12 protein-coding genes are annotated in these 14,462 nt (G+C 58.6%); 7 read left to right on the forward strand and 5 right to left on the reverse strand.

The window, feature by feature from the left end; translation table 11 throughout:
- Positions 1 to 123 precede the first annotated feature (123 nt).
- Complete coding sequence (gyrA, locus tag ACR0CZ_RS11770) at positions 124 to 2,847, forward strand: DNA gyrase subunit A (RefSeq protein WP_170396932.1); 2,724 nt, start codon at positions 124 to 126, stop codon at positions 2,845 to 2,847.
- A gap of 126 nt (positions 2,848 to 2,973) precedes the next feature.
- The gene (gene trhA, locus ACR0CZ_RS11775; protein ID WP_170396930.1) at positions 2,974 to 3,642 is read left to right on the forward strand and encodes a PAQR family membrane homeostasis protein TrhA; all 669 of its coding nucleotides are present in this window, start codon (positions 2,974 to 2,976) and stop codon (positions 3,640 to 3,642) included.
- A gap of 23 nt (positions 3,643 to 3,665) precedes the next feature.
- Here the strand turns inward: trhA and ACR0CZ_RS11780 are convergent, their stop codons facing one another.
- The 3 genes from ACR0CZ_RS11780 to ACR0CZ_RS11790 are packed head-to-tail and all read right to left on the reverse strand — an operon-like array spanning position 3,666 to position 7,088.
- Positions 3,666 to 5,135, reverse strand: coding sequence for a carboxypeptidase M32 (locus ACR0CZ_RS11780; protein WP_170396921.1), 1,470 nt, complete (start codon positions 5,133 to 5,135; stop codon positions 3,666 to 3,668).
- A 4-nt stretch (positions 5,136 to 5,139) separates the two neighbouring features.
- Complete coding sequence (gene ctaA / locus ACR0CZ_RS11785; protein WP_170396919.1) at positions 5,140 to 6,285, reverse strand: heme A synthase; 1,146 nt, start codon at positions 6,283 to 6,285, stop codon at positions 5,140 to 5,142.
- A 59-nt stretch (positions 6,286 to 6,344) separates the two neighbouring features.
- Positions 6,345 to 7,088, reverse strand: a complete 744-nt coding sequence (locus ACR0CZ_RS11790) for an RNA methyltransferase (RefSeq protein ID WP_170396917.1) — start codon at positions 7,086 to 7,088, stop codon at positions 6,345 to 6,347.
- A gap of 164 nt (positions 7,089 to 7,252) precedes the next feature.
- On the opposite strand from ACR0CZ_RS11790, the gene ACR0CZ_RS11795 reads away from it, so the two are divergent.
- The 4 genes from ACR0CZ_RS11795 (at position 7,253) to ACR0CZ_RS11810 (ending at position 10,474) form a co-directional block, all read left to right on the forward strand.
- Positions 7,253 to 7,873: a thiamine phosphate synthase gene (locus tag ACR0CZ_RS11795; RefSeq protein WP_170396915.1), complete on the forward strand. Its 621-nt coding sequence runs from the start codon at positions 7,253 to 7,255 to the stop codon at positions 7,871 to 7,873.
- Between the two features lie 55 nt (positions 7,874 to 7,928).
- Positions 7,929 to 8,822 carry a PfkB family carbohydrate kinase gene (locus ACR0CZ_RS11800; protein ID WP_170396913.1) on the forward strand — a complete coding sequence of 298 codons (894 nt, stop codon included), beginning with the start codon at positions 7,929 to 7,931 and terminating at the stop codon, positions 8,820 to 8,822.
- Positions 8,819 to 9,733: a pseudouridine-5'-phosphate glycosidase gene (locus ACR0CZ_RS11805; protein ID WP_170396911.1), complete on the forward strand. Its 915-nt coding sequence runs from the start codon at positions 8,819 to 8,821 to the stop codon at positions 9,731 to 9,733. Before ACR0CZ_RS11800 ends, ACR0CZ_RS11805 begins: the two co-directional genes overlap by 4 nt.
- A gap of 63 nt (positions 9,734 to 9,796) precedes the next feature.
- Positions 9,797 to 10,474, forward strand: a complete 678-nt coding sequence (locus ACR0CZ_RS11810) for a DUF502 domain-containing protein (protein WP_170396909.1) — start codon at positions 9,797 to 9,799, stop codon at positions 10,472 to 10,474.
- Here the strand turns inward: ACR0CZ_RS11810 and ACR0CZ_RS11815 are convergent, their stop codons facing one another.
- Positions 10,475 to 11,500 (reverse strand): patatin-like phospholipase family protein, encoded by a 1,026-nt coding sequence (locus ACR0CZ_RS11815; RefSeq protein ID WP_170396907.1) that lies wholly within the window; start codon positions 11,498 to 11,500, stop codon positions 10,475 to 10,477. It lies immediately after the preceding gene.
- Between the two features lie 64 nt (positions 11,501 to 11,564).
- On the reverse strand, positions 11,565 to 12,338 hold the full coding sequence (locus tag ACR0CZ_RS11820) for a 3-hydroxybutyrate dehydrogenase (protein ID WP_170396905.1): 774 nt from the start codon (positions 12,336 to 12,338) through the stop codon (positions 11,565 to 11,567).
- Between the two features lie 293 nt (positions 12,339 to 12,631).
- On the opposite strand from ACR0CZ_RS11820, the gene ACR0CZ_RS11825 reads away from it, so the two are divergent.
- A complete protein-coding gene (locus tag ACR0CZ_RS11825; RefSeq protein ID WP_480536932.1) occupies positions 12,632 to 14,458 on the forward strand; it encodes an extracellular solute-binding protein in 1,827 nt (608 codons plus the stop codon).
- Positions 14,459 to 14,462: the final 4 nt, after the last annotated feature.

Consider the following 14,462-nt stretch of genomic DNA (forward strand, 5'->3'; position numbering starts at 1 on the left):
TGTTACTCAGGTGTTACCGACCTAATTTGGCCGGGGAACGGTTGCTTGCTTGCACCTTATATGCCGGGTCTGATAAAGTGTATCCACAAGATATAGATCAAGAACAAGACACGGGCAGCCTACGTGAGCGATACGCCAGAAATCCCTGAAAACATGGACGAAACCCCGCCCGAGCGCCCCGTTTATGACGGCCCGACGGTATCCATCGAATCCGAAATGCGCACGTCCTATCTGGACTATGCGATGTCGGTCATTGTCAGCCGTGCGATCCCCGATCTGCGCGATGGGCTGAAACCGGTGCATCGGCGTATTCTCTACGCGATGCATGAGACCGGGAACACTCATGACAAGTCCTATCGCAAGTCGGCCCGTCCGGTTGGCGACGTGATGGGTAAGTACCACCCGCATGGTGATAGTGCGATCTATGACGCGCTGGTGCGGATGGCGCAGGATTTCTCGATGTCGCTGCCGCTGCTTGATGGTCAGGGCAACTTTGGCTCAATGGACGGCGATAACCCGGCGGCGATGCGTTACACCGAAGTACGGATGGACAAGCCCGCCGCGTCCCTATTGGCCGATATCGAAAAAGAAACCGTCGATTTTCAGGACAACTATGACGGCAAAGACAAAGAGCCGACCGTCCTACCCGCCCGTTTCCCGAACATGCTGGTCAATGGTGCCGGTGGTATTGCCGTGGGTATGGCAACCAACATCCCACCGCATAACTTGGGCGAAGTGGTCGATGCCACGCTGGCGCTGATCGACGACCCGGATCTGACATCAGAGCAACTGATCGAGTATGTGCCCGGCCCCGACTTCCCGACTGGCGGTGTGATGCTGGGCCGCTCAGGTGCGCGCAAAGCGTACCTTGAAGGCCGTGGCAGCGTTATCATCCGCGCCAAGACCCGCGTAGAAGAGCTGCGCAAGGATCGGTATGCCATCGTTGTCGACGAGATCCCCTATCAGGTGAACAAAGCCTCGATGATCGAAAAGATCGCCGAAGCCGTGCGCGAAAAACGCATCGAAGGCGTCAGCCACGTACAGGACGAATCCGACCGCAATGGTGTGCGTGTCGTGGTCGAACTGAAACGCGATGCAACGCCCGAAGTGGTGCTGAACCAGCTCTACCGCTTCTCGCCGATGCAGACCTCATTTGGTTGCAACATGCTGGCGTTGAACGGTGGTCGGCCTGAACAGCTGACCCTGCGCCGCTTCCTGACCTCGTTCATCGACTTCCGCGAAGATGTTGTTGCCCGCCGCACAGCCTATGACTTGCGCAAGGCGCGTGAGCGCAGTCACATTCTGTGTGGTCTGGCCGTGGCCGTTTCGAATGTTGACGAAGTGGTTGCCACGATCCGCTCGTCGGCAGACGCTGCTGAAGCGCGCGAGAAACTGATGACCCGCCGCTGGCCTGCATCCGAGATCGAAGGCTATCTACGCCTGATCGACGATCCGCTGTCCAAGATGAATGACGACGGCACCTATAACCTGACCGAGGTACAGGCCCGCGCCATTCTCGAACTGCGGCTGCAGCGTCTGACCCAACTGGGTGTCAAGGAAGTCACGGACGAACTGGAAGAACTGGCCGACAAGATCAAGGAATACTTGGATATTCTGTCTTCGCGTGAGCGCATCATGGGCATCATCGCCGATGAGCTACGCAGCGTGCGCGAGCAGTTCGCCGTCGACCGCCGCACCGAGATCGTTGACTGGTCCGGTGATATGGAAGACGAAGACCTGATCGAACGCGAAGATATGGTCGTGACTGTCACCTCAGGCGGCTACATCAAACGCACCCCGCTGGCCGATTTCCGGGCGCAAAAGCGTGGCGGCAAAGGCCTGTCGGGTATGCAGACCAAGGAAGAGGATGTTGTCACCAATCTCTTCGTGGCGAACACGCATACGCAACTGCTGTTCTTCACCACCGAAGGCATGGTCTACAAGCTCAAGACCTGGCGTCTGCCGCAATCCAGCCGGACCGGTAAGGGCAAGGCGATCGTCAACATCCTGCCGATCCCGACCGGTGTTTCGATCGCGGCGATCATGCCCGTGGATGTGCCGGATGAAGAGTGGGAGAACCTGCAAATCGTCTTCGCCACCAGTGCAGGTGATGTCCGCCGCAATCGTCTGTCAGATTTCACGAACGTTCGCCGCAATGGCAAGATCGCGATGAAACTGCCCGAGGATGTGGAACTGGTAAACGCCCGCATCTGTTCAGAAGATGAAGACGTGATGCTGGTCACCAATTCGGGCCGTGCGATCCGCTTCCGGACCACTGATGTGCGCGTTTTCAATTCGCGCGAATCTACCGGTGTGCGCGGCATCAGGCTGAGCAATGGCGACCGTGTCGTCTCGATGTCCGTAATTCGCCATTTCGAGGCCGACCCGGACGAACGCGCCGCCTACCTCAAGATGCGCCGCGCAGTCGCGGGCATTGCGGATGACGGCGAAACGGACGAGGACGAAGCCGCGCCTGGCAGTATCACGCAGGAACGCTATGCCGAGATGTCGGCAGCCGAGAACCTGATCTTGACCATCACGTCGGGCGGCGCGGGCAAGCTGAGCTCCAGTCACGACTACCCTGTCCGCGGTCGCGGTGGCATGGGTGTGGCGGCGATGGACAAAGCCATGCGCGGTGGCGAACTGGTTGCCTCCTTCCCCGTAGAAATCGACGATCAGATCATGCTGGCTACCTCGAAAGGCCAATCGATCCGGGTGCCGGTCGAGGGCATCTCCTTCCGCTCCCGCAGCGCGGGTGGTGTGCGTGTATTCAACACCGGTAAAGGCGAAGAAGTCGTCAGTGTGGCCTGGATCGCCGATCAGGGTGACGAAGAAGCCGAGGAATAACAAAGCACTACAGAAGTGTAACAAAACGCCCGTATTGCGGGCGTTTTTGTTACTCAGTGTCACGTTCCTGCCAACGGCACGAGGGTGGGCTTGCCCCAGCAGACCCGGCACGCCTAGCATTTCGATATGTGGTCATTCGCCCATATCCGACCTGCCTACAGCCGTGCTGAGCGAATAAGTGACGGTGTTGTTCATGTGCTGGGTGTTTCTTCGGCGGTGATCGCAGCGCCTATGCTGATCATCATGACAGTCTTCTATCGGTCAGACCCGGCGGCGGTTTTGGGCGCCTCGATCTATGGAATAACTCTGGTTTTGATGCTGACGTTCTCGGCGCTCTACAACATGATCGAGCATGATGAGTGGGCAGAGTTTCTGCGCCGCCTTGATCACTCGGGTATCTATGTGAAGATCGCAGGAACTTATACGCCGTTCCTGCTGCTCTCGTCTTCACAACCTCCGGGACTTTTGCTGGGGCTGTGGTCTTCTGCGACGCTGGGCTCTGTTCTGAAGATGATCGACCCGAACCGCTTCCGCTGGTTCGGGCTGGCGCTGTATCTTCTGATGGGATGGGCAGCGGTTTGGGCCGGACAATCCATGTTGGCCGAACTTTCACCCCTTACCCTTACTTTAATGATCGCCGGAGGCCTCATCTATACCGCAGGCGTGGTATTTTACCTTCTGGACTGGCTGCCCTACCACAACACCATCTGGCACGTGTTTGTATTGGCAGGAAGCGGCCTTTTCTTCGCCGCTGTTGCCTTGCGTATCGAAATGGTACCGTCAGGGCCAGTGTAACGCCGGAGCGCCACGAACACGCCTCAAAGCCCGTACAACGCCCCGAACTTCTGCTCCAGATAAGCCAACAGCGGCTCCGGCCCTGGTTCCACCCCACTGGCGCGCTGAATGATTTCGCGGGGCGCGTACAGTCCTCCATGCTGCTGCACATGCTCTCGAAGCCAACCGGTCGCCCCGGAAGTATCGCCAGCTGCCAACTGCCCCTCAAGTCCGGGAATTGCCGCGCGCAGTGCTTGATACAGGCATCCGGCATATACATTGCCCAGTGAATAGGTCGGGAAATAGCCAAACAGGCCAACCGACCAGTGTACGTCCTGCAAGCATCCATTCGAGGGCTTGTCGACCGCATAACCAAAATCTGCTTTGAAGCGGTTGTTCCAGGCGGCTTCAAGGTCGCCGACCTGCAAGTCACCGGCCATCAGTGCGCGTTCCAAATCAAACCGCAGCATGATGTGCAGATTGTACTGCACCTCATCCGCCTCGGTCCGGATATAGCCGTTGTGGACGCGGTTGACGGTGGCATAGAACGCATCTGCATCGGCGATGCCAAAATCACCGAACGCCTCTTTCATCTGGTCAAACAGCCATCCGGTAAAGGCGCGCGAGCGGCCCAGCTGGTTTTCGTAAATCCGGCTTTGGCTTTCATGCACACCCATCGACACACCACGTCCCAGCGGGGTCAGCAGGTAATCGCGGTCGATGCCCTGCTCATAGGCGGCGTGGCCAACCTCGTGAATGGTCGAGTAAAAGCAGTTGAACGGATCGGTCTCGCTGGTGCGAGTGGTGATCCGAACGTCCAGCCCGCTGCCCGAGCTGAACGGATGCACAGCCTTGTCGACGCGGCCATTGTTCAGGTCATAGCCGAATGTCGTTGCCAGTTTCTGCGTCAGGCGCATCTGGGTCAGTTCGTCAAAGTTGCCGGTCAGCGCGACAGGTTCCGGGCGATCCAGAACGGCGGCGCGAAGAGCCACCAGACGTGGGCGCATTTCGTCAAAGATCGCAGCGATCTGAGCGCCGGTTGTGTAGGGCTCGTAATCCTCGACCATCGCGTCATAAACGTCGCCACCCTGTGCCAGCGCTTCACCTTCTTGCCGTTTCAGCGAGACAACTTCTTCCAGCACCGGCAGGAAGGCTGAGACATCTTCGTCCGCTCGCGCCTGGGCCCATGTGCCCTGCGCGGCGGATGTCACGCGTGCAATCGCCGTCGCCAGATCGGCGGGCACCTTCACCGCGCGGTCATAGGCGCGGCGTATCTCACGCAGTTGTGCCTTGCCGACCTCATCTTGCGGTGCGGCCTGCTCCAACCATTCGGCAACGCGAGAGTCAGAGCGGCGAGCATGCAATACAGCCTCGATCGCTGCCATTTCCTCGGCCCGTTGCGGCGCGGCACCGCGCGGCATCACCGTTTCCTGGTCCCAGCCGAGCCTACCGGCAATCTGGCCCAGGGCCGAGGTTTCGCGCTGAAAGGCCATCAAGTCGTTGTATGCTGTCATGGGGTCATGCTCCGCGCACAGATGTTGCGATAGGGTAAGCTGTCAGGAAGCGGGCGCGCAGGATCAGGGTCCAGACGACCACGGCCATGAACTGGTGGAAAATGGCGATCTGCCAAGGTGCCGCATAGACGACTGTGATGATGCCCACGACCACTTGCAGTGACAAAGCTGCGAACATGGCGTTGAAGGCAAAGCGGGTCTGTGGGTGCGCGCTGCTGCCACCGCGCCGCCAGACTATGATGGCGAAAATAAAGAGCAGATAACCGACGCAACGGTGGATAAACTGCACCAGACCGGGACTTTCAAAGAAGTTACGCCACATCGGTTCCAGCATGGTCGCATCGGGCGGCAGCAACTGACCGCCAATCAGGGGCCAGTCAGTGTAGGACCTCCCCGCGTCGATCCCGGCCACCAGCGCACCGATGAGGATTTGCAGGAAGGTGAAGTGCAGCAGTCCGGTCGATATCGAGAAAAGCTTAGCCTCTTTCGCGCGGCGGGCCTGCATCAGGTCACGTTCGTCACGGCCAAGTTCAAAGATGTACCAGGCAAGAAAGCCGAGGATCACGAAGGCCAAGCCAAGATGCGTTGCCAGACGATAGCTGGCAACGGCGGTCATGCCTTCACCCTGTGTGACGCCCGAGGCGACCATCCACCAGCCTACAGCACCCTGAACACCGCCAAGCAGGCCGGGGATCAGCAGCTTACCAGCCCATCCTGTCGGAATCTTGCGGGTCACAAGGAAACCGATAAATCCAACGGCCCAAACCAATCCTATCACGCGGCCCAACTGGCGATGGCCCCATTCCCACCAATAGATGGTTTTGAAATCATCCAGCTCCATCCATTGGTTCTGAATGCGCCACTGGTCAATCTGCTTGTATTTGTCGAATTCGGCTTGCCAGTCGGCAGCGCTCATCGGTGGGATCGCACCCGTAATAGGTCGCCATTCGGTGATCGATAGTCCACTGTCGGTCAGCCGCGTGAGCCCGCCCACGGCAATCATGATCACGACCAGCGCGAACAGGATCATCAGCCAAACCCGGATCGCGGCCCGCGCACCGCCACGCCCCCGGTCGATCATACCGGGTTGGACGGCCTGTTGTTTTTCGCTGTCCGAGACCTCTTCGAAGATGCTGCGCTTACCGCTCATGCTGTCCTCATGTCCTGATTTCGTCGCAAGCTATGGTTTGGCGGAAGATAGGTCCAGCCTCAGCTTTTGTCTTTCCAGCGGACCATCTGCCGCATGATCCCGTGAAGCATCTGTACATCGGCCCGTGTCATCCGCATCCGCGACCAAAGATTGCGCAGGTTCACCTTCATTCCTTCGGCTTTTTCCGGCGGATAAAAGAACCCGGCCTGTTCCAGACGGTCCTCATAATGCTCGACCAACTTTTCAACCTCGATCCCGGTCGCCCAATCGCCCTTGCCCAGATCAGTTGCCTCATGCACGACATCCCCGGTCTGGCGCATCCATTCGTAGGCGGTCAGCAGAACGCACTGCCCGAGGTTCAACGACGCATATTCAGGATTCACCGGCACCGAGATAATCGCATTGGCCTTGGCGATATCCTCATTCTCAAGCCCTGCCCGTTCCGGGCCAAACAGAACAGCGACCTTTTCGCCCGCCGCCACTTTCTGCGATGCAAGCTGCATAGCGCGCTCTGGGCTATAGACAGGCTTGGTCAACCCACGTTGCCGCGCTGTGGTGGCGAAGACAAAGGTGGTGTCCTCCAGCGCGCCCGCCAGATCGTCAAATAACTGCGCCTCATCCAAAAGCCGCCCGGCCCCGCTGGACATCGCCACCGCCTTGGGGTTGGGCCAGCCGTCGCGCGGTGCCACGATCCGCATCCGATCCAGCCCAAAGTTCCACATCGCCCGCGCGGCAGCACCGATGTTCTCACCCATCTGAGGGCGCACCAGAACAAAAGACGGCTGTGATGTATCGCTGGGCATGGCTAACTCCGAAAAACTCCGATTGCTCTAATGGCCGCTTGGGTCGAGGGCAAGTCGGCCCGGCGTCTTCTGTTCGCAAAAGGGTACGTAGCCGGCATAAAAGTTTGCTTCCCCCGCGCAATCCGCTAAACCGCGCGAAAGATGACAAACCCGAAGGACGCGCCATGGACACCCCCGAGCAGCCGCAGATTTACCTGATCACGCCTCCGACCATCGCGCTGAGTACATTCCCTGATCAATTGGGTCACGTATTGGACGGGGCTGAAATTGCATGTATCCGCCTCGCCTTGGCTGGAAGCGACGAAGATACCATCGCGCGCGCCGCCGATGCTTGCCGCGAAGTTGCGCATGCGCGCGATGTAGCCATCGTGATTTCCAACCATGTATTGCTGGCGCAGCGGTTGGGTCTGGACGGGGTGCATCTGGATGACGGCGCGCGGTCTGTCAGGGCAGCCCGTAAGGAGCTGGGCGCGGATGCGATTGTCGGCAGTTTTTGCGGGTCTTCCAGCCATGACGGGATGACTGCTGGTGAAAGTGGCGCGGATTACGTGGCCTTTGGCCCGGTTGGTTCCGCCACGCTGGGCGATGGTACTCAGGCCGAAAAGGACCTGTTCCAATGGTGGTCCGAAATGATCGAGGTTCCCGTCGTGGCCGAGGGCGGCCTGACGTCCGATCTGATCCGAGACCTCACCCCCTGCACCGATTTCTTCGGCATCGGAGAGGAAATCTGGTCGCAAGATAACCCGTTGGAGGCGCTGAACTCTCTGATTGCCGCAATGCGCTGAGGGATGCGAGCGTTAACCCTTGCACCCGCGTCGGGGCTGCGGCATGACACAAGGCATGAACAAGAACAGCGAAATTTTGTGCATCGGCTCGGTCCTTTGGGACGTGATCGGTCGCTCAGCCAGCGCCATGCGACAGGGCTCGGATGTACCCGGCCGCATTACTCGCCTGCCCGGTGGCGTCGCCATGAACATCGCCATGACGCTGGTGCGGTTCGGAATGACCCCAACTCTACTGACCGCAATTGGCCGCGATCCCGAAGGCGACGAATTGGTCCGGTCCTGCGCGCGTTTGGGGATGGTCACCGATCACATCTATCGCTCGCAAGACCTGCCGACCGACCGTTACATGGCGGTCGAAGGGGCCAACGGATTGATTGCCGCCATCGCCGACGCGCATTCGCTTGAAGCCGCCGGAGCTAAAATCCTGCACCCCCTGATGCACGGGCCACTGGGCTACGAGAATACCCCATTTGAAGGACCTATCGCGCTGGACGGCAACCTGACGCTGACCTTGTTGGAAGAGATCGCCCAAAGCCCCGCCTTCGCTAAAGCCGACCTGCGTGTCGCACCGGCCTCACCCGGCAAAGCCGAGCGGCTGTTGCCCTTCCTCAAACACGCCCGCGCGACGCTATATGTAAATCTCGAAGAAGCCGGTCTGCTTTGTCAGCGCGAGTTCGACGACTCAGAGAGCGCCGCCAAAGGCCTGCTGGACCGTGGCGCGTTGCGGGTTCTTGTGACCGATGGCGGCAACTCGGCCACCGTCGGGGATGCTGATGCTGTCTTGACCCAGACACCCCCGTCCGTTCTGGTCACCCGCGTGACCGGCGCGGGTGACACTTTCATGGCCGCCCATATCGCGGCCGAGGCGAATGGCGCCGACAGCGACGCGGCACTCAGCCGCGCGCTGCGCGCCGCTGCAACTTATGTTTCCGGAGAAACCCCACTGTGATCACCATTCATTATTCTGCAGAGGTCCGCGCCGCCAAGGATGCGGGCCAACCGATCGTGGCATTGGAAAGCACCATCATCACCCATGGCATGCCCTACCCCCAGAACATCGAGGTCGCGGCACAGGTTGAACAAGACATTCGCGATGCGGGCGCCGTTCCAGCAACGATTGCCGTTATTGACGGAGTTTTGCACGTCGGCCTCGAAGCCGACCAGCTGAGCGCACTGGGTCAGGCGCAAGGCGTCGCCAAACTGTCACGCGCTGACATGGCCGCCTGCCTTGCCACAGGCGGCACCGGGGCCACCACCGTCGCCGCAACAGTGATCGCCGCACATTATGCAGGCATTGAGGTCTTCGCCACCGGAGGCATCGGTGGGGTGCATCAGGGGGCCGAAACCTCCTTCGACATCTCCGCCGACCTGCACGAGCTCGCACAGACCCCGGTGACTGTGGTCGCGGCCGGGGCCAAAGCCATCCTCGACCTCGCCAAAACGCTTGAAGTTTTGGAAACGCTCGGCGTCCCCGTCATCGCCCACGGACAGGACGAGTTCCCGGCCTTCTGGTCCGCAAAATCACCCTTGGCAGCCCCGCTGCGCATGGATGATGCCGCTGACATAGCAAAAGCCCACGCAACACGGCGTGCGTTGGGGCTGCCGGGTGGTCAGTTGGTCGCTAACCCGATCCCGCAAGCCGACCAGATCCCGTCCGAGGAACTGGCCCCGATCATCGCGTCCGCACAGGCCGATGCAGAAACTCACCGGATCACTGGCAAAGGCGTCACACCTTATCTGCTACAGCGTATCTATGAACAGACCGAAGGCCGTTCGCTTACCGCCAACATCGCATTGGTACGCAACAACGCCCGACTGGCAGCGGTCATCGCGCGTGCGCTGACGGAATCAGCCCACTGACCCCAGCTATTGCACCAAGCGCCCGGACTGCTTACCTAATTCCGCAAACCACTCAGGACCGCAATGAACACTCCGTTTGACGAAGAACCCCACCGACGCCCCGGCCTGTTCTCCCGGCTACGCGCGTCCTTTCTGACTGGTATCGTCGTCATTGCTCCGGTGTGGCTGACCATCTGGTTAATCTGGTCTGTGGTTGGCTGGATCGACAGCGCCGTCCTGCCCCTGATCCCACAACGGTTCCAACCCTCGGAATATGTCGGCATCAACCTGCGCGGCGTTGGCGTGGTCATATTCCTGCTGTTCACGATTATCGTCGGCTGGATCGCAAAGGGCATCCTGGGCCGATCGCTGATCCATTTCGCCGAAAGTGTCGTCGACCGCATGCCCGTGGTCCGTTCGGTTTATTCCGGCATCAAGCAAATCTCGGAAACTGTATTCGCCCAGACCGAGCGGTCTTTCGAAAAAGCCTGCCTGATCCAGTATCCGCGCCGGGGCATCTGGGCAATCGGCTTCGTCTCGACAACAGCGCGCGGTGAAGTGAGCGATCGTGCCGAAACCGGGGGCGAGTTGCTAAGCGTGTTTGTCCCGACAACCCCAAACCCCACATCCGGGTTCCTGTTGTTTTTCCCCGCAGAGGATGTGATCCTGCTGGATATGTCCATCGAGGATGCAGCCAAGCTGGTGATCTCAGCGGGTCTGGTTTACCCGAATGACAAAGACCCAACCCAGCCGCCTGAATAATCAACCAAACATTGCGGGCAAATCGACCGTGCTGCGCTGACCCAGATCGTCCTTATGCGCGCTCAGAAACTGATCCGCCGCATCGCGGCCGGACTGTTTCAGCCGGTTCAGCACAACCGGGTTTGGCACGATCTTGGTGGCCGCCGAAAGGTCGTTCATCAAGGCGTCATCAGCGATCATATGCACCAGCACCCGGCTCATCTCACCAGCCTTCAGCTTGCCTTCGGCCAGAAGCCGTTGAACAAAATTGATCGCACGCAGCTCGCGAAACAACGATGAGTTAAAACTGATCTCATTGATCCGGTTCTGAATCTGCTGCGGCGTTTTAGGCACCTCATCGCGTTCCAGCGGGTTGATGTTCACAATCACCACATCATCTGGCAAATCCCCACCGAACAACGGATAAAGCGCCGGGTTTCCGGTATAGCCGCCATCCCAATACGCTTCGGTCCGCTCGGATTTCGGGTCATAGATTTCAATCGCCTGAAACAGGTTCGGCAAGCAGGCCGAGGCCAGAATCGCATCGGTCGAAATCTCCTCGCCTGTGAAAACGCGAATCTTGCCGCTGCGCACACAGGTGGCGCAGACAAACAGCGCGGGCCCTTCGTCTGCACAAATCTCATCAAAGTTGAACCGATCCACAACCGGGGTGAGCGGATTGCGATAAAACGGCCCATAGGCGTAAGGCGATACCAGCCGCGACCATGCTTCGGCCATCGAGAACGGAACGGAGTACTCTAACGCTTGTGCAACATGAGCAGGCTCAATGCCCCGCATCCAATGGGCAATTCGCATATCGCCGACGGCACCCATGCGTTTCCAAAGCCCATCCAGACACGCCCGCGCCCCGTCGCGCCCTGCATGCACCATCCCTGATTTGAACGCTGCCCCGTTCAAAGCGCCGGCCGAAGTCCCAGTGATCGCGGCAACCTCGATATCCTCTTCATCCAGCAATCGATCCAGTACACCCCAGGTAAACGCGCCATGCGCCCCACCGCCCTGCAATGCCAGATTGATCCGTTTCATGGTTCCGCCTCTTCATCTGGCCAGAAATACCTCGGGGGTATGGGGGCAGAGCCCCCATGGTCCCTCACAATGCCGTCCATCCCCCATCCACGGATATCGTCGTTCCTGTGATCTGTGCCGCTGCATCCGAGCACAAGAAGATCGTAGTTCCGCCCAGCTGCTCGACCGTGGCAAACTCCTTCGATGGCTGCCGCTCCAGCAGGATGTTCTTCACCACATCCTCGCGGCTCATATTGTACTCTTTCATCGTGTTGGGAATTTGCGCCTCAACCAATGGAGTCAGTACGTATCCCGGACAAATAGCATTGCAGGTGATCGGCTCCTGCGCAGTCTCCAGCGCCACGGTCTTGCTCATCCCGACGACACCATGCTTTGCCGCGATGTAAGCCGCCTTGTAGGGCGAGGCCGTCAGACCGTGAGCCGAGGCAATATTCACGATCCGCCCCCAACCCGCCGCGCGCATCTTCGGAAGCGCTGCCGCCATCGTATGAAAGACCGAATTCATGTTGATCGCGATGATCGCATCCCATTTGTCCGACGGAAACTGATCGATCGGAGCCACATGCTGAATGCCGGCGTTGTTCACCAGAATGTCACAAGCACCTGCCTGTTCGATCAGTGCACGGCATTCATCGCCCTTGGACATATCTGCCTTGATGTAGCGCGCGTTGGTTCCCGTCTCTTTGCCAATCTCGGTGGCCAGCGCATGATCTTCATCCCGGTCGGTGAACGAATTCAGCACCACATCCGCCCCGGCCTTCGCCAGCTCACGCGCGATGCCCAGCCCAATCCCCGAATTCGACCCCGTGACGACGGCTGTTTTGCCCGACAGACTCATGGCACTCTCCTTATGAGTTTTTGTTTCTCAAACACAGTGCCATGCTGCACCTGCAAAGAAAACGGGGAATGATCTGATCCGCGCGCCCGCACGAGTTTTGCCAAAAAAAACGCCCGCACGAAGCGGGCGTTAAGTTATTGAGGCAGGTTTCATACAGGCAAGAAACCTATCGAGCAGTAGAACCTTTATAAGCAATTCCACGCCCTCGTCCAAGCTAAAAGTTTGATAATAAGAAAAATCATGGCTACGGTGAATCCCAAACAAAATAAGGCCAGAGCAGGATTGTTTCCAAAATGAGCCCCGATTATCTCCGCCCCCTTCGTCCCGCGATTGTGGGAATCACCTGTATTTTCGCCGCCTCAATGGCGTCAGCAGAATCGGCCCATGGCATAGCTATGTATGGTGACCCGGCCCTACCACCGGATTTTGTGTCGCTACCCTACGCAAATCCTGACGCGCCCAAGGGCGGCAAGGTCGTATTTGGCAATACCGGCGGCTATAACAGTCTGAACCCGTTTGTGCAAAAAGGCACCGCGCCGTGGCAGTTGCGATTTTGGACTCATGAAAGCCTGATGGGCCGCTCCTGGGACGAACCTTTCACTCTTTACGGGTTGTTAGCCGAATCAGTTGAGACAGATTCGGACCGAACTTGGGTCGAATTCACGCTGCGCGAAAATGCTGAATTCTCGGATGGATCGCCGGTCACTGTCGATGACGTGATCTGGTCGTATGAGACACTGGGCACCGAAGGCCACCTGCGATATCGCGGGCTGTGGGGCAAGATTGATAGCATTGAACAGACTGGACCGCGCAGCGTTCGGATCACCTTTAACGAACCGGATCGCGAACTGGCCCTGATCGCCGGAATGCGCCCGATCCTGCAAAGAGCGCAGTGGGAGGGAAAGTCGTTCGCTGACGCTCAACTACACGATATACCCATCGGTTCCGGACCATACGTAATCGATGACTATGAGGCTGGCCGCTATGTGAACCTGCGTCGCAATCCTGACTATTGGGGTGCCGACATCCCCTACCGCAAGGGCACGATGAATCTGGATGACATGCGGATTGAGTTCTACGGAGACGGCACAGTCGCGTTTGAAGCGTTCAAAGCTGGCGAGCTTTCGGCCGTTCGTGAATTCAACGCGGATAAATGGAACACGCAGTACAACTTCCCAGCGGTTCAGCGCGGTGATGTTGTGAAGACGGAAATTCCCCATCAAAAGCCGTCAGGCATGACCGGCTTTGTCATGAACACACGCAAGGCCCCATTCGATGACTGGCGCGTACGCGAGGCACTAACGCTGGCCTTCAACTTCGAGTTCATCAACGACACCATTACAGGCGGGGCGCAGCCCAGGATCATCTCATATTTCTCGGGTTCGGAATTGGGGATGCAACCCGGACCGGCCACTGGTCGTGTCGAGGAATTGCTTCAACCTTATGCCGCCGAGTTGGCACCGGGCACACTGGATGGATATGAATTGCCTCAAAGCGATGGAACCGAACGCAACCGCCGAAATATCCGCAAAGCGCTTAAACTGCTGGAAGAGGCCGGATGGATCATTCAGGACGGCCAGCTTCGCAACGCCAGCGGTGAGCCGTTTGTGATTGATCTGGTCATCAGCCAGGGCAGCCTGAATGTGGTGCAGGATGTCGGCGTGATCGCGGAAATCTACGCCCGCGCCCTCGAACGCCTGGGTATCCAGTTGACAGTCGAGAAAGTAGATGACGCGCAATATACTTCACGCATCGATGCGCAAGATTTTGACATGACCCCGTTCCGTCGTGCGCTGTCGCTCTCGCCAGGCAACGAACAACGCCTGTATTGGGGCAGCGAAAACGCAAATGCTCCCGGGACGCGGAATGTTATGGGCCTGACCTCGCCCGCCGTGGACGGGCTGATCGACGCGATGCTGGCCTCGGAAAGCCACGAGGATTTTGTTGCGGCAACGCGCGCGCTGGATCGTGTTCTGACAGCGGGTCGCTATGTCATTCCTATCTGGAGCTTTGATGTCGGCCGTATCGCCCATGTCAAAGAGCTGAAACAACCCGACACTCTGCCAATTTATGGCGATGGGCCAGAATATATGCCACAGGTCTGGTGGTTTCAGGATTGACGAA

This window comes from Ruegeria sp. H9, assembly GCF_056532915.1.